Annotated in this window: 16 protein-coding genes and 1 pseudogene; 8 read left to right on the top strand and 9 right to left on the bottom strand. The window is 70.7% G+C overall.

Features of this window, described 5'->3' with window-relative positions; all coding sequences use genetic code 11:
- The first annotated feature begins 246 nt into the window (after positions 1–246).
- From ACZ69Q_RS42650 to ACZ69Q_RS42640, 3 genes are all read left to right on the top strand, one after another.
- Positions 247–768 (top strand): DUF6668 family protein, encoded by a 522-nt coding sequence (locus ACZ69Q_RS42650; RefSeq protein WP_471053574.1) that lies wholly within the window; start codon positions 247–249, stop codon positions 766–768.
- A gap of 284 nt (positions 769–1,052) precedes the next feature.
- The gene (locus ACZ69Q_RS42645; RefSeq protein WP_471053571.1) at positions 1,053–2,411 is read left to right on the top strand and encodes an amidase family protein; all 1,359 of its coding nucleotides are present in this window, start codon (positions 1,053–1,055) and stop codon (positions 2,409–2,411) included.
- A gap of 141 nt (positions 2,412–2,552) precedes the next feature.
- Positions 2,553–3,137 (top strand): flavodoxin family protein, encoded by a 585-nt coding sequence (locus tag ACZ69Q_RS42640; RefSeq protein WP_471053569.1) that lies wholly within the window; start codon positions 2,553–2,555, stop codon positions 3,135–3,137.
- Between the two features lie 3 nt (positions 3,138–3,140).
- Here ACZ69Q_RS42640 and ACZ69Q_RS42635 read toward each other — a convergent pair whose 3' ends face one another.
- The 5 genes from ACZ69Q_RS42635 to ACZ69Q_RS42615 form a co-directional block, all read right to left on the bottom strand.
- Positions 3,141–4,118 (bottom strand): ABC transporter permease, encoded by a 978-nt coding sequence (locus ACZ69Q_RS42635; RefSeq protein WP_471053566.1) that lies wholly within the window; start codon positions 4,116–4,118, stop codon positions 3,141–3,143.
- On the bottom strand, positions 4,105–5,100 hold the full coding sequence (locus ACZ69Q_RS42630) for an ABC transporter ATP-binding protein (RefSeq protein ID WP_471053563.1): 996 nt from the start codon (positions 5,098–5,100) through the stop codon (positions 4,105–4,107). The genes ACZ69Q_RS42635 and ACZ69Q_RS42630 overlap by 14 nt, the downstream gene beginning before the upstream one ends.
- 52 nt (positions 5,101–5,152) lie before the next feature.
- Positions 5,153–6,421: a LolA family protein gene (locus ACZ69Q_RS42625; RefSeq protein ID WP_471053560.1), complete on the bottom strand. Its 1,269-nt coding sequence runs from the start codon at positions 6,419–6,421 to the stop codon at positions 5,153–5,155.
- Between the two features lie 296 nt (positions 6,422–6,717).
- On the bottom strand, positions 6,718–7,749 hold the full coding sequence (locus tag ACZ69Q_RS42620; RefSeq protein ID WP_471053557.1) for a CHRD domain-containing protein: 1,032 nt from the start codon (positions 7,747–7,749) through the stop codon (positions 6,718–6,720).
- A gap of 302 nt (positions 7,750–8,051) precedes the next feature.
- The gene (locus ACZ69Q_RS42615) at positions 8,052–9,062 is read right to left on the bottom strand and encodes a polyprenyl synthetase family protein (RefSeq protein WP_471053555.1); all 1,011 of its coding nucleotides are present in this window, start codon (positions 9,060–9,062) and stop codon (positions 8,052–8,054) included.
- Between the two features lie 207 nt (positions 9,063–9,269).
- On the opposite strand from ACZ69Q_RS42615, the gene ACZ69Q_RS42610 reads away from it, so the two are divergent.
- The 3 genes and pseudogenes from ACZ69Q_RS42610 (at position 9,270) to ACZ69Q_RS42600 (ending at position 11,875) form a co-directional block, all read left to right on the top strand.
- A complete protein-coding gene (locus ACZ69Q_RS42610) occupies positions 9,270–10,091 on the top strand; it encodes a hypothetical protein (protein WP_471053553.1) in 822 nt (273 codons plus the stop codon).
- A 2-nt stretch (positions 10,092–10,093) separates the two neighbouring features.
- A pseudogene (locus ACZ69Q_RS42605) lies at positions 10,094–10,330 on the top strand (CocE/NonD family hydrolase); the annotation flags it as partial.
- Positions 10,331–11,146: 816 nt separating this feature from the next.
- Positions 11,147–11,875, top strand: coding sequence for a LysM peptidoglycan-binding domain-containing protein (locus ACZ69Q_RS42600; protein ID WP_471053550.1), 729 nt, complete (start codon positions 11,147–11,149; stop codon positions 11,873–11,875).
- A 69-nt stretch (positions 11,876–11,944) separates the two neighbouring features.
- Here the strand turns inward: ACZ69Q_RS42600 and ACZ69Q_RS42595 are convergent, their stop codons facing one another.
- Positions 11,945–12,775, bottom strand: a complete 831-nt coding sequence (locus ACZ69Q_RS42595) for an HAD family hydrolase (RefSeq protein WP_471053547.1) — start codon at positions 12,773–12,775, stop codon at positions 11,945–11,947.
- A 308-nt stretch (positions 12,776–13,083) separates the two neighbouring features.
- Here ACZ69Q_RS42595 and fahA point away from each other — a divergent pair, with 308 nt between their 5' ends.
- Positions 13,084–14,304 (top strand): fumarylacetoacetase, encoded by a 1,221-nt coding sequence (gene fahA / locus ACZ69Q_RS42590; protein ID WP_471053544.1) that lies wholly within the window; start codon positions 13,084–13,086, stop codon positions 14,302–14,304.
- A gap of 288 nt (positions 14,305–14,592) precedes the next feature.
- The gene (locus ACZ69Q_RS42585) at positions 14,593–15,531 is read left to right on the top strand and encodes a M56 family metallopeptidase (protein WP_471053542.1); all 939 of its coding nucleotides are present in this window, start codon (positions 14,593–14,595) and stop codon (positions 15,529–15,531) included.
- Between the two features lie 140 nt (positions 15,532–15,671).
- Here the strand turns inward: ACZ69Q_RS42585 and recQ are convergent, their stop codons facing one another.
- The 3 genes from recQ to ACZ69Q_RS42570 all read right to left on the bottom strand — a co-directional run bounded on the left by recQ (position 15,672) and on the right by ACZ69Q_RS42570 (position 21,087).
- Positions 15,672–17,702 carry a DNA helicase RecQ gene (recQ, locus tag ACZ69Q_RS42580; protein ID WP_471053610.1) on the bottom strand — a complete coding sequence of 677 codons (2,031 nt, stop codon included), beginning with the start codon at positions 17,700–17,702 and terminating at the stop codon, positions 15,672–15,674.
- 167 nt (positions 17,703–17,869) lie between these two features.
- Positions 17,870–19,519 carry an NADH-quinone oxidoreductase subunit NuoN gene (gene nuoN, locus ACZ69Q_RS42575; RefSeq protein ID WP_471053540.1) on the bottom strand — a complete coding sequence of 550 codons (1,650 nt, stop codon included), beginning with the start codon at positions 19,517–19,519 and terminating at the stop codon, positions 17,870–17,872.
- Entirely contained in the window at positions 19,516–21,087 is a 1,572-nt protein-coding gene (locus tag ACZ69Q_RS42570) for an NADH-quinone oxidoreductase subunit M (protein WP_471053537.1), read from the bottom strand. The genes nuoN and ACZ69Q_RS42570 overlap by 4 nt, the downstream gene beginning before the upstream one ends.
- Between the last annotated feature and the right edge of the window lies 1 nt (position 21,088).

Below are 21,088 nucleotides of genomic sequence, written 5' to 3'. Positions count from 1 at the left end.
GGGAGTGCGCGGACGGCGCGTTCGGGTTCCATGGTGCTCCCTCTCGCCGTCGGGTTCCGCTTCCCCGGCGTCCAGGTCCGGTTGTACAGGCCGGACACGTCGTACACGTACTCTCGAGTCTCTCCGGCCGCGCACGGTGCGGACGTCACCGTGAGGTCACAGACTCGTTCCAGGAGCTTGTGCCACGTAACAGCGTTCTCATGCCTGGCGCGAAGATCGGTGGCGTGACGAGGGAGGAGTGCGGGCATGCGGACTGACATGCGCGTGCAGCAGGACCGGCCGCAGTTGGGGCCGGAGATCTGGATCCGCGGGCCGGTTGCCCTCCCGGACGAACCGCCGCCCTCCCCCGGCACCTTCCAACCCCGGCGTTTCTCCTGGGTCGGTGTGTGCGGCGGGGCGGGTGTCTCCACGCTCGCCTCGGTCTACGGCGGCCACGACTGCGGACGCGACTGGCCCGGGCCCGCCGATCCGCCGTCGGTACTGCTCGTGGCCCGCACTCACGCGGCCGGGCTGACCGCGGCGCTGAACGCCCTGGAGGTCTTCCGGCGCGGGGAGGCTCCGCGCGGGCTCGATCTCGACGCCGTCGTCCTGGTCGCGGACGCGCCGGGACGTCTTCCGCGACCGCTCGCCGAACGCGTCAAGGTCATCGAGTCGGTGATCGATGTGTACCGGGTGCCGTGGATACCGGCTTGGCGGCTCGGCGATCTGAGCGGGCAGCCGCCGAGGGAGGCGGAGGCGCTGGCGCGCTTGACCGGTCGGCCTCGGTGAGGCCGGCGGGCGTCCGTGATGGTCAGTGGGTGCCGGTGAGGTGAGTCCGTGCTTGTCAGCGAGTGCCGGTGAACTGAATCCGCCGCGGCAGTGAGTGCCGGTGAAGCGAATCCGCCGCGGCAGCGAGTGCCGGTGAAGCGAATCCGCCGCGGCAGTGAGTGCCGGTGAACTGAATCCGCCGCGGCAGTGAGTGCCGGTGAAGCGAATCCGTCAGGTCAGTGAGTGCCGGTGAAGTGAATCCGTCAGGGCGGCGGCTGCCTGGCACGTAGCCGGACAATCACTGCATGACGCGCACACCCGACCACCCCGATGCCCAGCCCACGCCCGCCTCCGGCCCTTCCGCCACGCCCGCCGCCCCCTCCGCCGAGGAGATCGCCTCCGCCGTGCGCTCACGGGCCCGGCGCGCGGTCGATGTCGTCGCGGAGGCCCTCGACCGCGTCGAGCGGGCCGACCTGTTCCTGTCCGCCTTCATCGAGGTGTGGGCCGAGGAGGCACTTCGGCGGGCCGGCGAGGTGGATGCGCGGGTCGCCGCGGGTGAGCGGCTGCCGCTGGCCGGCGTGCCGATCGGGGTCAAGGGGCGGCGGGGGCTGGGGACGGTGGGCCCGCTGCTCGAAGCGGGGTGTGTGGCGGTGGGGGCGACGTCCGTTCCGGGACCCGGAACCGTCTGGCAGACCTGGGGGCTCGGCCGATACGGCCGTACGGTCAACCCCTGGCGCCACGACCGCACGCCGGGCGGCTCCTCGGCCGGTTCCGCGGTGGCGGTGGCGGCGGGACTGGTGCCGCTCGCGACGGGGAACGACGGGGCCGGGTCGGTGCGGATCCCGGCGGCGTGGTGCGGAGTCGTCGGCCTGAAGGTCGGCAAGGGCCGACTGCCGTCGACCGACCGCACCGGGCTCATGGTGCCGGGGGTGCTCGCACGGCGGGTGGGGGACGCGGCGGCGTACTGGCGAGTGATGACCCGGGGCACGACGGCATCGGGCCCCGGCCCAAGCTCCGACCCTGGCCACAGCCCTGACGCACGCCCCGACTCCAGCCCTGACCCAAGCTCCGGCTCCCGCCCCGGCGCCAGTCCAAGTCCCGGTTCCAGCCCCGGCGCCAGTCCAAGTCCCGGTTCCAGCCCCGGCTCCAGCCTTACCTCGGACGACCCGCCGACCGCCGTATGGTCCCCCGACCTCGGCTTCGACTCCCCCGATGCGGACGTCGTCGCTGTCGCCCATGCCGCCGCCGTCCGCCTCGCCGAGGCCGGTGCCGTACGGCTGACCCGCCCGCCCGCCGTGCTGCGGCTGCACGACCCGGCCCCGGCGTGGCTGGCCCTGCGGACTCCGGGCCTGGGGCCCACGCCCGAGGTCCAACGGATCCGGGGCGCGAACGACCGCCGACTGGCCGCCCTGTTCGCCGATGCCCGGCTGCTGCTGACGCCGACGGCCCCCACCCCGCCGCACGGCCACGACGGTCCCGGCGAGCGTTACTCCACCGCGCTCACCTGGGCGTTCAACCTGAGCGGACATCCGGCGATCAGCATCCCGGCCGGGTTCGGGCCGGACGGCTGCCCGGTCGGGCTCCAGTTGGTGGCGGCGCACGGCGAGGAGTCCCTGCTGCTCGAGGTCGCGGGCCTGGCCGAGGCCCACCTCGGGCCCTGGTGACCTCGCCGGCACTCATGACTCCGCCGGCCGCCGGACCTGCACCTCTGGACAGCTAAATGCGTACGCATATAATGCAGAGGCGATTAATTGTCGTACGCCGACCATCCGGCCCGCTGTGCAGGCCGACTGTTTGGGGGAACCATGACCCGCCGCTTCCTGTTCGTCCTCGGCAGCAGCCGATCCGACGGCAACACCGAGTTGCTGGCCCGCAGGGCCGCCGAGCAGCTACCCGAGGATGTCGAGCAGCAGTGGATCGATCTGGCCGCGCATCCGCTGCCCGACTTCGAGGACCTGCGGCACGACAGCGACCATGTGCGCCCGACCCGGGGGAACGTGGCGCTGCTGCTCGACGCCACGCTCGCGGCGACGGACGTCGTGATCGTCTCGCCGCTGTACTGGTACTCGGTGTCCGCCCACGTCAAGCGCTACCTCGACTACTGGTCGGGCTGGCTGCGCACGCCCGGTATCGACTTCACGGCGACCATGGGCGGACGCACCCTGTGGGGCGTCACCGCTCTCGCGCACGAGGAGCAGGAGGTCGCCGACCCACTGGTCGGGACGCTCAGCAACTCCGCCGCGTACATGAAGATGCGCTTCGGCGGAGTGCTGCTCGGCAACGGCAGCAAGCCCGGTGACGTGCTCGGCGACGCCGAGGCCCTGGCCCGGGCGAAGACCTTCTTCGCGCAGGAGGCACCGCTCGCCCGCTTCCCGTACGAGACCGACTGAGCGCTACGCCGTGATGTCCTTCGCCGTGAATCTCGCCCACGCCGCCGAGCCGAACACCGCCGCGTACAGGCCCTGGAGACCCAGGTTCTTGACGAGGTCGTCCCAGTAGACGGGTTCGCGCATGAGGTCGGCGAAGGACAGCCAGTAGTGCGAGAAGAAGTACGGCTGGAGCGCGTGGAGCTGGGGGATCTGGTCGAGGATCTGCACGGTGATCAACAGCCCGACCGTCGTCGCCATCGCCGCGATGCCGCTGTTGGTCAGCGTCGAGACGAACAGGCCGAGCGCCGCCACGCCGATGAGTGACGCCGCGACGACCAGGGAGATCAGCAGGGCTCTGGCCAGCCCCTCTCCGAAGCCGATCCGGGTGCCTGAGATGGTCGTCAGGTCACCGAGCGGGAAGAGCAACGCCCCGACCGTGAGCGCCGAGACCGCGACCACCAGGGTGGCCACCAGGCAGAACGTCATCGTGGTCGCGTACTTGGTGAGCAGCAGGCGGGTGCGACCGGCGGGGGCGACGAGGAGGTAGCGCAGGGTACCGGCGTTCGCCTCGCCCGCGATCGCGTCGCCCGCGATGACGCCGATCGCCATCGGCAGGAAGAAGGGGAGCGTCGCGGCGAGTGCGGTGAAGACCAGGAACAGGCCGTTGTTGGTGATCTGCGAGATGAACGCCGGACCGCCGCCGCCCTCGGGTCCGCCGCCCGCCGACGAACCGTCGCCGGTCTCGATCTTCACGGCGATGCCGACCAGGATCGGCACGGCGGCCAGGACGGCGAGCAGCGCGAGGGTGCGCCAGCGCCGGAAGGTCGTGACAAGTTCGCTGCGGAAGAGACCGAAGGTCCATAGCGGGCCTGGCTTCCGGCCCCCTCCGACCGCGCCGGACTCGATCGCGCCGGACTGGATTACGTCGGCTCCGACCGCGTCGGCTCCGATCGCGTCGGCTTCGGTCGCGCCGCCCTGCTGGACGGCTTCAGCCCGCGACATCGAACCCCTCCCCCGTGAGTGCCACGAACGCGTCCTCCAGGGAGGCCCGTTCGACGCCGAAGCCGCGGACGCGGACCCCGGCCTTCACCAGCGCCGCGTTGACTTCCGCGAGATCACGGTCCGGGGGCTCGGCGGTCACCCGGTCGTCGGTGATGACGACATCGGCGGCGCCCTGTTCCTTGAGCACCCGGGCCGCGTCCCCGGTGTCGGGTGTGGTCACGACGAGCCGGCCTCGCGTCCCGGCCGCCAGCTCCGCCACCGCGCCCTGGGTGATCAGCCGGCCCTGGGCCATCACGGCGGCGTGGGTGCAGACCTGCTCGATCTCGTCGAGGAGGTGGGAGGAGAGGAAGACGGTCGTGCCGTCGGAGGCCAGCTCCCGGATCAGCGACCGTATTTCGCGCATGCCCTGCGGGTCGAGGCCGTTGGTCGGCTCGTCGAGGACGAGGAGCCTGCGCGGCTGGAGCAGCGCGGCCGCGAGACCGAGCCGCTGCTTCATGCCGAGCGAGTACGCCTTGGCCTTCTTGCCCGCTGCGGCCGTCAGACCCACCCGGTCCAGCGCGGCCGCGACGCGGGTGCGCCGGGTGCGCGGATCGGCGGTGGGGTCGGCGGCGTCGTACCGCAGGAGGTTGTCGCGGCCGGAGAGGAAGCCGTACAGGGCGGGTCCCTCGATGAGCGCGCCGACGTGCGGCAGTACGGCGCGCGCGGCCCGGGGCATGGGCTGCCCGAGCACGCGCGCGGTACCGGAGGTGGGCTCGATCAGGCCCATCAGCATGCGGATGGTGGTGGTCTTGCCCGAGCCGTTCGGACCGAGGAAGCCGAAGACGCTGCCCGCCGGGACGGCCAGATCTAGACCGTCCACGGCGAGTTGTCCACCGCGGTAGCGCTTGGTGAGCCCGTGGGTGGCGATCACGGTGCCGACATCGCCGGACTCCGCAGCCTGGTCGGCTGCGGCGTCGGTCTTCCCGGCGGGCGGTTCCTCCATCGGCGCCTCGGGCTCCTCGGTTCGGGGTGCGGGTGGGGCGGTCGGTGGCGGGCTACTTGCCCGAGTCGGCCGCCTTCACGAGCGCGTCCTTGGTGACCGCGCCGACGTAGACCTTGCCGTCGTCCGTGACGAGGGCGTTGATCAGGCGCGTCTTGAAGACCGTGCCCGAGCCGAACTTACCGGTGACCTTGTCGCCCAGGGAGTCCAGGAAGCCACCCATGTCGCCACCGAGCTCGCTGCCGGACGGGACGCCCTCGCCGCCGGTGTCGAAGACGGCCACGGAGTTCCAGCCCTCGCCGATGACCTCGGGACCGCCCTCGGCGCCCTTGCCCAGCGCGCCTCCGGACAGCGGGCCGCCGAACTCCTTCTCGAACTCCTTGCCCAGCTCGTCCTCGGACTTCGCGCCGCCGTGCTCCCGGGCCGCCTTGTCCAGGCCGCCCTCCTCGGTGACCGTCGCGCCCTTGGGCGGGGTGAAGTCGAAGGTGGAGGCGGCCGGCTTGGCGAAGCTGACCTGGGTGAAGCCCGCGTCGATGACAGCCGAGCCACCGCTCGACGGGGTCAGCGTGAACTTCAGCGGCATGCCGGTCTTGGCGTCCACCGCGACCGTGATCGCGCCGACCGTGCTGCCGGACTGCTTCGGCTTGATGAGCAGCCGGTAGGCGTCCCGGCCCGCGACCTGCGCGGTGCCGTCGACGGTGACGGACGTGGTGTCGTCGACCGCCTTCAGGGCCTCCTCGGTGAACTCCTTGGGCGTGGCGGGTACCTCTTCGGGCTTGCCCTTGTCCGCCGGCGCCTCGTCGGCGGTGCCGTGGAAGACCTCGTTGGACTTGCTGTCGTAGCCCCAGATGTCCTTGCCGTTGTGGATGAGGCTGTACTCGGAGGCGTTCTCCAGCAGGGAGAGCTTCTGCTTGTCGTCGCCGTCCACGGCGAGGCGCAGCGTGTGCGTGCCGGACGCCAGCTCGGTGAGCTTGGCCGAGGGGTCGGCGGACGATCCGTCACCCGAGCCCGACGCCATGGCGCCGGAGGCGAAGCCGGCCCCCAGCCCGCCGAGGTCGGGCAGACCCAGGTCGGTGGTGATCTTGAAGGTGCCGGAAAGCTGCTGTACGTCCGACTTCGCGATCTTCTCGATGAGTTGCTGCGCGGTGATGTCCGGCAGGTCGGGGTCGCCGGAGTCGGCGATCGCCGGGACGAGCCCGATGGTCGCCGCCGCGATTCCCACGACCGCGACCGGAACGACGTACCGCGCGGCCTTGCGACGCCCCACGCGCAGGTCGTCGGCCTCCCCTGCGGTCGTGCTGTCCTCGGATTCGTACGGTGCCATGTGTGCCTTACCTCCGTCGTCGGCGGCGGCTGTCCGTCTCGGTCTCTCGCTCGCGAGTCCTGTGACCCCGCACTCGCCCACCCCGTAGCCGCCATTCTCACCCGAATCGGTGAGGAGTGGTGTTTTCCGTGGTCTCCATCTGACCAAATCGGCCAGGGAGATTCGTCAGCCTGCGGAGCCAACTCCGCGTACACCTGGGGTATGACACACGGAGGCGGCGCCTCCCCCGACCCGTAGGGGTCGATGCGGGAAGACGCCGCTGCCGAGCCGGTACCGAAGCAGGTGGCCGAGGCGGATCAGCCGTTGATGAACACGTAGTCCGCCTGGTAGGGCACACCGGCGATCGCGCCGGGCGTGCAGGAGCCGGCCGGGGCCACGCCGCCGACGGTGTTCAGCCGCAGGATCTCCGCGGTGCCGGCGAGCAGGCCGTGGTGCTTGCCGGACTGAGTGGCCTTCAGGTCGAGCTCGGGGATGTTCTTGTCGCCGTTCGGAGTCTTGGAGATGAGGGACCCGGTGACCGCGCTGCCGTCCCGCGCGATCCACTGCGGCGTACCGGAGTTGGGTGCCACGAAGGAGTGCGCGATACGGCCGCCGAGCACGGCGCTGACGTCCCGCTGGGCGAACGCGTACCCGCCGCCCTCGGCCGGCTTGCACTCGTAGATCTGCTTGCCCTTGATGACGGACGCCTGGAAGTTGTCGAGCGCGTCGCGGAAGTCGAAACCGGCGACGGTGACCTTGTGGAGCTGCCCCCGCACCGCACCGCCCGGGAACTCGGCCGTGTGGAGGTTGGCGTAGAACGAACTCGGGTCGGTCTTGAGGGCGTTGAGGAGGGCGGGGTCCTTCACCTTGACGGTGCCGGTGAGGCTGTGGCCCTTGCTCTTGCCCTTGTCCTTGCCGAGAAGGCCGCCGAAGTCGACCTTGATGCCGCCGTTGGTGCCCTTGGCGCCCTGGTGGATGTGGAGGGCGGTCGGCCTGCCGGTGCCGCGCCAGGTGACGGCGACGGACACCTTGTCGCCCTTGACCTTCACGAACTCCAGGGCGGCACCGTCCTTGTCCCCTACGGCGGGCCCGCCCTCGACGGGCACCTCGTTGGCCCCGCGGAGGGAGGCCGCGAGGATCGTGCCCCCGCTGCCGCCGATGCCCGCGCCGCCGGTCCCGCTCTGGCTCACGATCCCCTGCGCGTCGCTCCCGGCGTGGCCCGCGTGGTCGGCGCGGTCACCTCCGGCGGCGAAGGCGGGAATCACCGCGGCGGCGACACCACCGGCGGCGGCCACCGCGACGGCGGTGACGATCAGGCTCTTACGGCGCTTCGAGAACGTCGTCTTCATGCCCATGATTCTGTTTTCTCCCCGTAATGCGGCTGACGCCCCCTGCGTCAGCTTCTGGGCATTCATACGGAGGCGATCTTAGTTTGGACTCAGTCCAGACTTGTGACGTGTGTCACACGCGTCGCGGCCGACGGCGTCCGGTCTTCGGCAGGCCCGATGCGATCCTCGCCGAGCTCGGGCCCGAGGCGGTACGGGTGCAGCCCGACGCGATCCCCTGCGGGCCCGACCGACCTGATCCCCGGCGGGCCCGATGCGATCCCTCGGCGTGCCCGACCTGAACCTCGGCGGGCCCTCAGGCGGCCTCAGCCGGCCCGGTGCACCACGGCGTCGCACAGCTCCATCAACGAGGCCTTCGCGTCCATGTCCGGCAACGGCGCCAACGCGGCCCGCGCGTCCTCCGCGTACCGCACCGTGTCCCGCCGCGCCTGCTCCAGCGCCGGGTGCTCCCGAAGTCCGGCCAGCGCCTCCGCCAGCCGCGCGTCGTCGCTCAGATCGGAGTCCAGCAGCTCGCACAGCGCGATGTCCTCGGCCAGCCCCAACCGCGCGGCGCGCTCCCGCAGGAGCAGCACCGGCAGGGTCGGAATACCCTCGCGCAGATCCGTGCCGGGCGACTTGCCGGACTCGTGCGAGTCGCTCGCGATGTCCAGCACGTCGTCCGCCAACTGGAAGGCGACGCCCAGCCGCTCCCCGTACTGCGTCAGCACATCGACGACCGTCTCGTCGGCGCCCGACATCATCGCCCCGAACCGGCACGACACCGCTACGAGCGACCCGGTCTTGCCGCTGAGCACGTCCAGGTAGTGCTCGACGGGATCCCGCCCGTCCTGCGGCCCCGCCGTCTCCAGGATCTGCCCGGTGACCAGGCGCTCGAACGCCTCGGCCTGCACCCGTACCGCCTCGGGCCCGAGGTCGGCGAGGATGTGCGAGGCCCGCGCGAAGAGGAAGTCGCCGGTCAGCACGGCGACCGAGTTCCCCCAGCGGGTGTTCGCGCTGTCGACCCCTCGCCGTACGGCCGCCATGTCCATCACGTCGTCGTGGTAGAGCGTCGCCAGATGGGTGAGCTCGACCACGACGGCCGACGGGACGACCCCCTGCGCATACGGATCCCCGAACTGGGCAGTGAGCATCACGAGCAGCGGCCGGAACCGCTTTCCACCGGCCCGCACCAGATGCTGGGCGGCCTCGGTGATGAAGGGGACCTCACTCTTGGTGGCTTCGAGCAATCCCTCCTCGACAGCCACCAATCCGGCCTGGACATCGGCTTCCAGAGCCTGGCCCCGCACGCTCAGCCCGAACGGCCCGACGACGGTCACGAGGAGTCTCCTGTCTGCTGGTGTCTACTGGCGGTTACACGGTTTGTCGATAGGTCGCTGCCATCACTCAAGTCAGCGTATCCGGTCACGTTTCGATCACCGATGCCGCCCACCCGTCCACCACGGGCGGTATCGGATCACAGCCGGTATGTTTTCGATCACCTGATAAGGCCGGATATCCATCGTCTTATAGGGAAGTAGCGGCACGTGTCTCGAACCGATGTCGGCATCGAGCCCGAGAGCGGACCCCGCCCCCGACGACCACGCCTTCGCCAGCCGGCCAGCCCAAGAGCCTGCTCCCCCGTCTCCGGCCCGCAGGTCCGGGAGCGCTTCTCGTTGCTCGGCATGCAGGCCATCCTCGTCCTGCACTCCGCCGACACGGCCGCCTCCGGCGGTATGGGCATGTCGACCGAAACCACGGCCTCCGCCGCCTGCGACACCCTCGGCCATCCGGTCCCCGCCGCTTGCAGCACCCTCGCCCATCCGGCCCCCGTCGCATGCAGCACCCTCGCCCATCCGGTCCCCGCCGCATGCAGCACCCTCGCCCATCCGGCCCCCGTCGCCGGCGGCCGGCTCGACGACCTCAGGGGCCGGCGCCGGGGCTTCTCGGCGGCCGCTATCGGCATGGCGTTCGGCCGCTTTGTCCAGTACGTCTCCGGCCGACGCCGTCCCGCCGAACGGAAGCGCGCCGCCGAGTTCACGCTCGCCTCTGACGCCCTGCGCCGGGCGCTCCGCCCGATCGTCACCGGCATCGTCGGCACCTCCGGCGTGTCCGCCACCACCAAGCTCGCCCCGGCCACCTTCGCCGGCGTCGGCGCCGCGACAGCGGTAGCCGTGGGACCGGCCGTGATCGCCGCGTCGCCCTCGCTGCGCCGCGCGCTGCACCCGGTGCACCCGGTGCACCGGCCGGACGGGGTTCCCGCTCACGCGCATCCGTACGCCCTTCCCTACGAGACGACCCACCACGACCTCCGTGTCCCCCCTGCCGGACGGAACACGCCTCATACGCACGCGCCTGGCGCCCGGTGACGGACGAGCGCTCGGCGACGGAACCGGCCGACGGCGTCGAGGTCGTCACCTGGCCGGCGGCCCAACCCTGGTGCGACGGCAAGGTCGGCATGTACGGCGTCTCCTGGGGCGGCTTCGACTCCCTCCAGATCGCGGCCCTCGCACCCGAGCGACTCAAGGCAATCGTCACGATCCGCTCGACGGACGACCGCTATGACAACGACGGGCACTACACGGGAGGTTCCGTCCTCAGGGTGGACGGCCGGCACGATCCGCACCGCGACACCGTCCCCCTCCCGCCGCTCGAGCCGCGGGCACCGAGGGGGTGAGCGCTCGCCAGAACTCCCGTTACGCGCACGTGCGTTGGACGGTACGGAGAACACCGCGCAGGTCCCGCCGGTTCACCTGCGAGGAGCCGGAGCAGGCCCCGCCGCACGGCGGCACGCGCGTGTACCCCGACGGCCCGGACTGCGCCGAGGACGCGCCGAAGACGTACCCGATCGACGAGACGAACCCGCTGCCGGCCCGCGCCGACCAGGCGATCCGCACGGAGGGCGAAGAGGTGTTTTTCCACCGGACATGGGAAAAACGGACTCCACGGACAGCCGATTAACGGCGAGTTGGAGGCATTGCCCGATTTGCCACCCTTGCGCCCGCCAGTGAGTTGGGTCACTCGGCCCCGGTCACGCACCCACCCGAGGTGACACCCTTCCCTCCTTGCCCCGAAAGCAAGTTGAGGATTGGCAACCGCAAAGGATCAAGCGCCCCATACGCACCAGACCATGGTCAAACTGCACGCCAGGTGACTACGGCACTTGTTCCGGGCATGTGCTCTCGCATACGTTCCCGCTCGTCGGGCGGACGCCTAATCCTGCCGCTGCCCGAGTCATCCACCCACCCACGTAACTCACACGCACGGCAGGAGCGGGGGACCCAGGTAAGCCGCCGGACCGGACGCCTTGATGGCGCACCGGACCGGCTAGGGGTGAAGTCGCGCCGCCGCACGGTGGCCCGGCCGGGCATCTCCCGCCCGAACCCGACAGCTCACCTCGCAGGCGTCGGAGAGGAACAGCGCCATGCCCCGAGGCAAGCACCGCCGCCCCCGCACCAACCCGCTCACCCGCCGAGCCGTCCTCGCCGGAACCGGCACCGCCGCTCTCGCCCTCCCCCTCCTGAGCGCGACCACCGCAAGCGCCGCGGAGCCCGCCGCGGCCAAGGTCGGGTCCGTCGCGTACACCACCAAGAAGGGCGACACCCTCTACGGCATCGCCGAACGGTACGACGCCCAGGGCGGCTGGAAGCAGCTCTACAAGGACAACCGCAAGGCCATCGGCGACAACCCCCGGCTGATCCACCCGGGCACCGACCTGCAGGTCCGGGCGACCAAGAAGGTCAGCACGCCGAGCAGGACCGCCGACAAGGCCGCCGCGCCCGCCAAGAAGTCCTCCGTCGCGCAGGCCACCCAGGCCTCCGTGAAGACGTTCCCGGACAACCTCGACGGCTGGATCCGCAGCGCCCTGGACATCATGCAGCAGAACGGAATCCCCGGGTCATACGAGGGCATTCACCGCAACATCATGCGTGAGTCGTCCGGCAACCCGCTGGCCATCAACAACTGGGACTCCAACGCCTTGGCCGGCACCCCGTCCAAGGGCCTCCTCCAGGTCATCGACCCCACCTTCGCGGCCTACCACGTGCCGGGGACCGTGTACGACCCCTACGACCCGGTCGCGAACATCGTGGCCGCGTGCAACTACGCGGCCGCGCGCTACGGCTCGATCGACAACGTGAACGGGCCCTACTAGGCGAAGCAGGACCGCGCATCGGCGCCCGCCGCCGATGCGCGACTCACCGCACATCGGCGCATATCACCCCTACTGGACGATATGCGCCAAGGCGCCCGCAAACAGTCTCTCGAGGACGACTGCGATGCCGTCGTCCTCGTTCGAGGCCGTGATCTCGTCGGCGACCGCCTTGAGTTCGGGATGCGCGTTGGCCATCGCGACCCCACGGGCGGCCCAGTCGAACATGGGGATGTCGTTGGGCATGTCCCCGAAGGCGATGGTCTCGCGCGGCCCGAGGCCGAGATGCTCGGCGGCGAGCGCGAGACCGGTCGCCTTGGTGATGCCACATGGCTGGAGTTCGACGGTGCCGGGCCCCGACATGGTGACCGTCGCCAGCGAACCGACCACCGAACGCGCCGTCGCCGCCAACTCGTCGTCCGACAGCGTCGGATGACGCAGCAGCACCTTGCTGATCGGCTCGCACCACAGGTCGTCGCGGCGTTCGACGCGTACGGCGGGCAGCGTGGGGTGCGGCATCAGATAGCCGGGCTCGATGAGCGTGAGCCCGTCGACGCCGTCCTGATCGACGGCCGCGTACACCTGCCCCACCTCGGCCTCGATCTTGCCGAGCGCGGTCTCCGCCAGCTCCCTGTCCAGCGTCACGGACCACAGCAGCCGATCCGCGCCGGCGTCGTACAACTGCGCCCCCTGCCCGCACACCGCGAGCCCTGTGCTGCCCAGGACGTCGAGCAGCGGCCGCACTCTGGGCGCCGGCCGCCCCGTGACTACGAGGTGCTGGGCACCGGCCGCCGCCACCCGCGCGAGCGCGTCGAGGGTCCGGTCGGAGAGCGTGTCGTCACCTCGCAGCAGCGTCCCGTCCAGGTCAGTGGCGATGAGTGAATATGCGATGGGTGGGGCCATGATCAGAGAATACGGACAGGAAGCCCCATCGACTCGACCTGAACCGGACGGCTGCTGTGTTCACATGCGTTGACACCTGTTCCGGTTCCATTTCTGCTATTGAGCCCACAACTGCCTTCCGCCCGTTGTGATTTCACTCCCACGAGGCCGCGGAGTGCACCCGGGACCCCGCCGCGGGTGACGACCTGCTGTTTCACCGGCTCCCGGCGACGCGGGTTCTCGCACTGCCCAAGGCAGGCGGCTCACCCGTAACGTGTGGCCCGACGACCACATGGCATACGGAGCGTATGAGAGTGAGGCAGCACCCCATGCCCCCCTTCGATCTCCCCGAGGGCGACCCCTTCGGCACGCACAACCTTCCGTACGGTGTCTTCTCCCTTCCCGGCTCGGACTCCGCACGACGGGTCGGCGTCCGGCTCGGCGACCACGTCCTCGACGCGGGCAGGGCGGCCCAGGCCCTCGGCTCGCCCTACGCCCCGCTGCTCGCCCAGGACTCCCTGAACCCGCTGCTCGCCGCCGGCCGCACCACCTGGTCGGACGTCCGGCGCGCGCTGACGGCATGGGTGACGGTGCCCGCGCACCAGGAGGCCGTCCGCGACCTCTTCCACCCCCTGTCCTCGGTGACCCTGCACCTCCCCTTCCAGGTCGCCGACTACGTCGACTTCTACGCCTCCGAGAACCACGCCCGGAACGTCGGCCAGATCTTCCGGCCTGACGCCGCAGACTCGCTGACCCCCAACTGGAAGCACCTGCCGATCGGTTACCACGGCCGCTCCGGCACGGTGGTCGTGTCCGGCACGGATGTCGTACGCCCGTCGGGCCAGCGCAAGGCCCCCACCGATCCGGCGCCCGTCTTCGGCCCGTCGATCCGCCTCGACATCGAGGCCGAGGTCGGCTTCGTCGTCGGCACACCCTCGCGGATGGGCGAGCCGGTGGCGCTGGGCGACTACCGGGAGCACGTCTTCGGCCTGTGCCTGCTCAACGACTGGTCGGCACGCGACATCCAGGCCTGGGAGTACGTCCCGCTCGGCCCCTTCCTCGGCAAGTCCTTCACCACGTCGGTGTCGGCGTGGATCACCCCGCTGGACGCCCTGGAGGACGCTCGGGTCGCGCCGCCGCAGCGCACGCACCCCCTGCTGCCGTACCTGGACGACTCCGGCTCCGAGACCGAACCCGGCGGCTACGACCTGCGTGTCTCGGTGGCCGTCAACGGCCATGTGATCTCCGAGCCGCCCTTCTCCTCCATGTACTGGACCGCCGCCCAGCAGCTCGCCCATATGACCGTGAACGGCGCCTCGCTGCGCACCGGCGATCTGTACGGCTCCGGCACGATCAGCGGCCCGACGGAACGCGAGCGCGGCTCACTGCTGGAACTGACGTGGAACGGCCGCGACCCGCTCGAACTCCCCGACGGCAAGCGGACGTTCCTGGAGGACGGCGACGAGGTGACGCTGTCCGCCTGGGCGCCGGGGCCCGGTGGGGTCCGGGTGGGGCTGGGGGAGGTCACGGGGCGCATCGCGGCGGGGTGACGCCGGGACCGGGAGCCGGGCCGGTGTCGAGGTCGGGGCCGAAGTCGGGGCCAACTCTCCGACTCCACCGGACGTTTCGGGCCCGCGGCGTCGGCACCGGCGCCGAGGCAGGAAGGTTGCCCGGCGGGCCGCCCGGACCGCGCATTCGGCGCGTCTTTCCTCCTGACTCCTTCGGCGGTCACCGTCATACTGGCTGGCGGTGGGATGCGAGCCGTGTCCGGCGTTCGCGGCCCACCGCCCCGCACGGCCGCCCCCGCACCTTCCTGTCCAGGATCCGGAGACCCAGGCATGACCGTCTGCATGCTCCTGTTGAGCATCGTCGCCCTGACGGCCGCCGTACCCGTCCCCCGAGCGCTGACCCGGGCCACCTGGACCGAACGGGAACCGGTGGTCGCGCTCTGGGTGTGGCAGTGCCTGGTCGCCACCGTCCTGCTGTGCTGCCTGACGGCCCTGTCCCTGGGCACGGCCGCCGTCTTCGGCACGGTGCGCGCCCAGCTCTTCGCTCCAGCTCCGCCGTCGGTGACCCAGGCGTACGACCTCTCGGCCGCGCCCGCCTGGTCGGCCGCGCTCACCCTGCTGCTGGCCTGCGGTGCGGCCTGGACGACCGCGATGCTGGCCCGCGAGGCCGTCGAGGCACGCAGGGGACGTGGCGTGGCCAGGGCCCACCTGCGGGAACGCGCTCCCGATCTGCCCGCGGGCCTGGGCTCGGCGCGCGGCCCGCTGCTGGTGCTTGAGGACGAGTACCCGGACGCCTGGTGGATGCCCGGCAGCCCGGCCCAGCTCATCGTCACCACCGGTGCCCTGCACCGCCTGACCGACCACCAGCTCGACGCCGTCCTCACCCACGAACGGGGCCATGCCCGCGCCCACCACGACTGGCTGCTGCACCTGTCCACCGCGCTCGCCACAGGATTCCCCCGCATCCCGTTGTTCGCCCATTTCTGCGACCAGACACACCGCCTGGTCGAACTGGCCGCCGACGACATGGCGTCCCGCCGCTGCGGTCACCTGACGACAGCACTGGCCCTGATCGAGCTCAACCAGCACCGAGGCGTCCTGTCCTGCGCCTCCACCCACCGTCTCCTGGGCGAACGCGTCAACCGCCTCCTCCAGCCCCCGCCCCGGCTGGGCCGCCGCGACCGCGCGCTCACTACGACGCTGGCGGCGCTGGTACCGCTCCTCCCCCTCCTGATCACGTTCGCCCCCGGGCTGACGGCACTGGCCTGATCGGGCATGCCGGGCCATCGGCCCGTCGGGCGGACGGGCGGACGGGCGGTCGGGCACCATGCCGCTGAGGTCGCCGACCGGCTGGGTGGCCGTCCCTTCATCGGCGGGCCCGCCCGCCAACCGGCCTGCTAAGCCGCCCCCTAGGCCCAGTCCTCCGGCTCCGGCTCGGGCTCCATCTCGGGCCAGTCATCCATCCCGTGATCGGCCCCGTGATCGGCCCCGGGGACCGCCTCGGGCGTCGCCCCGGCGCCGGACCCGGTCTCGCCCCGCGCCGCGACCAGCACCCCGAGGACTCCCTCCCCGTACGTGGCCAGCTTCTTCTCACCGACCCCGCCGACGCTCCCGAGCTCCCGCACGGACGAGGGCCACACGGTCACGATCTCCCGCAGCGTCGCGTCGTGGAAGATCACATACGCCGGAACCCCCTGCTCGCGAGCCTGCTCCGCACGCCAGGCCCGCAGCGCCTCGAAGGCCGGCACCAGTTCCTCGGGCAGCTCGGCCACCGCAGCCTTCGCCTTGCGCTCCCCGCGTCCGGACCCACCGGACCCCGAGCCCGACCGCGAGGTCGCCGGCTTCTTCGGTTCCTTCCGCAGCGGCACCTCCCGCTCGCGCCGCAGCACCGACCCGCTGGCCTCCGTCAGCACGAGCGTGCCGTACTCCCCCTCGACCGCGAGCAGCCCCTGCGCCAGCAACTGCCGTACGACACCCCGCCATTCGCCCTCGCCGAGGTCCTCGCCGATGCCGAACACGGACAGTTGGTCGTGATCGAACTGGATCACCTTGGCTGTGCGCCGCCCCAGCAGGATGTCGACGATCTGCACCGCCCCGAACTTCTGGCCGCGCTCGCGCTGCAACCGCACCACCGTCGACAGCACCTTCTGCGCCGCGACGGTGCCGTCCCAGGTCTCCGGCGGGGTGACGCAGGTGTCGCAGTTGCCGCAGCCCACCTGCTCGGGGTCCTGGCCGAAGTAGGCGAGCAACTGGTTACGCCGGCACTGGGCGGTCTCGCACAGCGCCAGCATCGCGTCGAGGTGCGAGGCGGCCCGGCGCCGGAACGCCTCGTCGCCCTCGCCCGAGTTGATCAGCTTGCGCTGCTGGATGACGTCGTTGAGGCCGTACGCCATCCAGGCGGTGGAGGGAAGGCCGTCGCGGCCGGCGCGGCCCGTCTCCTGGTAGTAGCCCTCGACCGACTTGGGCAGGTCGAGATGGGCGACGAAGCGTACGTCCGGCTTGTCGATGCCCATCCCGAAGGCGATGGTCGCCACCACGACCAGGCCGTCCTCCCGCAGGAACCGGGACTGGTGCGCCGCGCGCGTGCCCGCGTCCAGCCCCGCGTGGTACGGCACCGCCTCGATGCCGTTGCGGGACAGGAATTCGGCCGTGGCTTCCACGGACTTGCGCGACAGGCAGTACACGATGCCCGCGTCGCCCGCGTGCTCGTCCCTGAGGAAGTTCAGGAGCTGCTTCTTCGGGTCGGCCTTCGGCACGATCCGGTACTGGATGTTCGGCCGGTCGAAGCTCGCGACGAAATGCCGGGCGCTCGGCATGTTCAGGCGCTGGGTGATCTCCTGGTGGGTGGCCCGGGTGGCCGTCGCCGTGAGCGCGACCCTCGGGACGTCCGGCCAGCGCTCGCCGAGCAGCGACAGGGCCAGATAGTCGGGCCGGAAGTCGTGGCCCCACTGGGAGACGCAGTGCGCCTCGTCGATCGCGAACACCGCGATCTTGCCGCGGGAGAGCAGCTCCAGCGTCGAGTCGAGCCGCAGCCGCTCCGGTGCGAGGTAGAGCAGGTCCAGCTCGCCCGCCAGGAACTCCGCTTCGACCACCCGTCGCTCGTCGAAGTCCAGCGTGGAGTTGATGAACCCGGCGCGCACGCCCAGCGCCCGCAGGGCGTCCACCTGGTCCTGCATGAGTGCGATGAGCGGGGAGACGACCACGCCTGTACCGGGTCTGACCAGGGACGGGATCTGGTAGCAGAGGGACTTTCCGCCGCCGGTCGGCATGAGCACGACCGCGTCGCCGCCCGCCACCACATGCTCGATGACGGCTTCCTGCTCCCCGCGGAAGGCGTCGTATCCGAACACCCGGTGCAGCGCGGCCAGCGCCTCACTGCCACCGGTCTGCGCAGTCTCGGTCACCCCTGGCATCTCCCTGATCCCACCCGTCGCACCCATCGCCATGTCCCCCGTACGTCGTCCCTCGACCACTGCCTCCACGATAGGGGCCAGGACCGACAGCGCCGGAGTTATCCACAGGCTCGCACCCTCCGCGAACAAGACTGCGGCCCGGCTCCCCTCGGAAGGGTTGCCGGGCCGCTGCCGTCATGCATGCGGGCGTCGCGTCAGCGCACGAACACGCTCGCCTGGTTCGCCAGGTCCAGGAAGTACTGCGGCGCCACACCCAGCACCAGTGTGACCGCGACACCGACCCCGATCGCCGTCATCGTCAGCGGTGACGGAACGGCGACCGTCGGGCCCTCGGGCCGCGGCTCGCTGAAGAACATCAGGACGATCACGCGGATGTAGAAGAACGCCGCGATCGCGGACGAGATCACACCGACCACGACCAGCGGTCCCGCCCCGCCTTCCGCCGCCGCCTTGAACACGGCGAACTTCCCGGCGAAGCCGGAGGTCAGCGGAATACCGGCGAAGGCCAGCAGGAACACCGCGAACACGGCCGCGACCAGCGGTGAACGGCGTCCCAGACCGGCCCAGTTGGACAGGTGCGTCGCCTCACCTCCGGCGTCGCGCACCAGCGTCACCACCGCGAACGCCCCGATCGTCACGAACGAGTACGCGGCCAGATAGAACAGGACGGACGACACCCCGTCCGGCGTGGTCGCGATGACACCCGCGAGGATGAATCCCGCGTGCGCGATCGACGAGTACGCCAGCAGTCGCTTGATGTCGGTCTGCGTGATCGCGATGATCGCGCCGCCCAGCATCGTGACGATCGCCACGCCCCACATGACCGGCCGCCAGTCCCAGCGCAGGCCGGGCAGCACCACGTACAGGAGCCTCAGCAGCGCGCCGAACGCCGCCACCTTCGTGGCCGCCGCCATGAACCCGGTCACCGGCGTGGGCGCACCCTGGTAGACGTCGGGCGTCCACATGTGGAACGGGACCGCGCCCACCTTGAACAGCAGGCCCATCACGATCATCGCGGCGCCGACCAGCAGCAGCGCGTCGTTGCCCATGGTGTCCGCGAGCGCCGGGGTGACGTCCGGCACCGTGCCGTCGACGACCTGCGCGATCGTCGCGTACGACACGGAGCCCGCGTACCCGTACAGCATGGCGATGCCGAACAGCGTGAACGCGGAGGCGAAGGCGCCCAGCAGGAAGTACTTGACCGCTGCCTCCTGCGACATCAGCCGCTTGCGCCGGGCCAGCGCGCACATCAGGTACAGCGGGAGCGAGAGGACTTCCAGGGCGATGAACAGCGTCAGCAGGTCGTTGGCCGCCGGGAAGATCAGCATGCCCGCGACGGCGAACATCAGCAGCGGGAACACCTCGGTGGTGGTGAACCCGGCCTTCACCGCGGCTTTCTCGCTGTCGCTGCCCGGCACGGACGCGGCCTGCGCGGCGAAGGAGTCGACCCGGTTGCCATGCGCCGCCGGGTCGAGCCGCCGTTCGGCGAACGTGAACAGGCCGACGAGGCCCGCCAGCAGGATCGTGCCCTGGAGGAACAGCGCGGGCCCGTCGACGGCGATGGCGCCCATCGCGGCGATGCCCGACTTGGTCGTGGCGTATCCGCCGGCCGCCAGCGCCACGACCGCGGCGAAGGCCGCGATGAGCGCCACGACGGAGACGAATACCTGGGCGTAGTAGCGCGCCTTGCGCGGTACGACCGCCTCGATCAGCACGCCGACGATCGCCGCGCCGAGAATGATCAAGGTGGGCGACAATTGCCCGTACTCGATCTTCGGCGTGTCGATCTTCAAGATCGGGTCGGCCGCGGTTGTCCACAGGCTGTGGACGGCTGATGTGCTCACTTGGCCGCCTCCACCTCGGGCTGAGGATCCTTCTTGTGTACGTCGGACATGGTCTGCTGGACCGCCGGGTTGACGATGTCCGTGAGGGGCTTCGGGTAGACGCCCAGGAAGATCAGCAGTGCGACCAGCGGGGCGACGACCACGAGTTCCCGCACCCTGAGGTCGGGCATCGCGGACACCTCCGCCTTCACCGGGCCCGTCATCGTCCGCTGGTAGAGGACGAGGACGTAGAGCGCGGCGAGCACGATGCCGAAGGTGGCGATGATGCCGATCACCGGGTAGCGCGTGAACGTGCCGACCAGGACCAGGAACTCGCTCACGAACGGCGCCAGTCCCGGCAGCGACAGCGTCGCGAGGCCGCCGATCAGGAAGGTGCCGGCGAGCACCGGGGCGACCTTCTGCACACCGCCGTAGTCGGCGATGAGCCGCGAGCCGCGCCGGGAGATCAGGAAGCCGGCCACCAGCATCAGCGCGGCCGTCGAGATGCCGTGGTTGACCATGTAGAGCGTCGCGCCGGACTGGCCCTGGCTGGTCATCGCGAAGATGCCCATGATGATGAACCCGAAGTGCGAGATCGACGCGTACGCGATCAGGCGCTTCATGTCCCGCTGGCCGACCGCGAGCAGCGCGCCGTAGACGATGCTGATCAGCGCCAGGACGAGGATCGCGGGCGTCGCCCACTTGCTGGCCTCGGGGAACAACTGGAGGCAGAAGCGGAGCATCGCGAAGGTGCCCACCTTGTCGACGACCGCCGTGATGAGGACGGCGACCGGTGTGGTGGCCTCCCCCATCGCGTTGGGCAGCCAGGTGTGCAGCGGCCACAGCGGCGCCTTCACCGCGAAGGCGAAGAAGAAGCCGAGGAACAGCCAGCGTTCGGTGTTGGTCGCCATGTCGAGCGTGCCGTTGGCGCGGGCCTCGGCGATCTGCTGGAGGCTGAAGTTCCCGGCGACCACATAGAGGCCGATCACCGCGGCCAGCATGATCAGACCGCCGACCAGGTTGTAGAGCAGGAACTTCACGGCCGCGTACGACCGCTGTGTCGACGCCACCTTCTCGCCGTGCTCGTGGGCACGGTCCCCGAAGCCGCCGATGAGGAAGTACATCGGGATGAGCATGGCTTCGAAGAAGATGTAGAAGAGGAAGACGTCGGTGGCCTCGAAGGAGATGATCACCATCGCCTCGACGGCCAGGATCAGGGCGAAGAAGCCCTGGGTGGGCCGCCACCGCTTGCTGCCGGTCTCCAGCGGGTCGGCGTCGTGCCAGCCCGCGAGGATGATGAACGGGATCAGCAGCGCCGTCAGCGCGATCAGCGCGACCGCGATGCCGTCCACACCGAGTTCGTAGCGGACCCCGAAGTCGGCGATCCAGGAATGGGATTCGGTGAGCTGGTAGCGGTCGCCGCCGGGGTCGAAGCGGACCAGGACGGTGATCGCGAGGGCGAGTGTGCCGAGCGAGACGAGCAGCGCCAGCCATTTGGCTGCGGTGCGCTGCGCGGCCGGTACGGCGGCCGTGGCGATCGCCCCGATCGCCGGGAGCACCGCCGTGGCTGTCAGCAGAGGAAAGGACATC

The sequence above is a fragment of the Streptomyces sp. NPDC036764 genome (assembly GCF_055609385.1).
Note: the sequence above shows the minus strand (reverse complement) of the source record. Positions and strands in the feature narration are given on the sequence as shown.

Bases quoted from the DNA above. Each gene is read 5' to 3' on its own strand.
- ACZ69Q_RS42570 (WP_471053537.1), bottom strand. From the start codon at position 21,087: ATGTCCTTTCCTCTGCTGACAGCCACGGCGGTGCTCCCGGCGATCGGG.
- ACZ69Q_RS42625 (WP_471053560.1), bottom strand. From the start codon at position 6,421: ATGGCACCGTACGAATCCGAGGACAGCACGACCGCAGGGGAGGCCGAC.
- ACZ69Q_RS42640 (WP_471053569.1), top strand. From the start codon at position 2,553: ATGACCCGCCGCTTCCTGTTCGTCCTCGGCAGCAGCCGATCCGACGGC.
- ACZ69Q_RS42585 (WP_471053542.1), top strand. From the start codon at position 14,593: ATGACCGTCTGCATGCTCCTGTTGAGCATCGTCGCCCTGACGGCCGCC.
- fahA (WP_471053544.1), top strand. From the start codon at position 13,084: ATGCCCCCCTTCGATCTCCCCGAGGGCGACCCCTTCGGCACGCACAAC.
- recQ (WP_471053610.1), bottom strand. From the start codon at position 17,702: ATGGGTGCGACGGGTGGGATCAGGGAGATGCCAGGGGTGACCGAGACT.
- ACZ69Q_RS42620 (WP_471053557.1), bottom strand. From the start codon at position 7,749: ATGAAGACGACGTTCTCGAAGCGCCGTAAGAGCCTGATCGTCACCGCC.
- ACZ69Q_RS42595 (WP_471053547.1), bottom strand. From the start codon at position 12,775: ATGGCCCCACCCATCGCATATTCACTCATCGCCACTGACCTGGACGGG.
- ACZ69Q_RS42600 (WP_471053550.1), top strand. From the start codon at position 11,147: ATGCCCCGAGGCAAGCACCGCCGCCCCCGCACCAACCCGCTCACCCGC.
- ACZ69Q_RS42635 (WP_471053566.1), bottom strand. From the start codon at position 4,118: ATGTCGCGGGCTGAAGCCGTCCAGCAGGGCGGCGCGACCGAAGCCGAC.
- ACZ69Q_RS42650 (WP_471053574.1), top strand. From the start codon at position 247: ATGCGGACTGACATGCGCGTGCAGCAGGACCGGCCGCAGTTGGGGCCG.
- ACZ69Q_RS42630 (WP_471053563.1), bottom strand. From the start codon at position 5,100: ATGGAGGAACCGCCCGCCGGGAAGACCGACGCCGCAGCCGACCAGGCT.
- ACZ69Q_RS42645 (WP_471053571.1), top strand. From the start codon at position 1,053: ATGACGCGCACACCCGACCACCCCGATGCCCAGCCCACGCCCGCCTCC.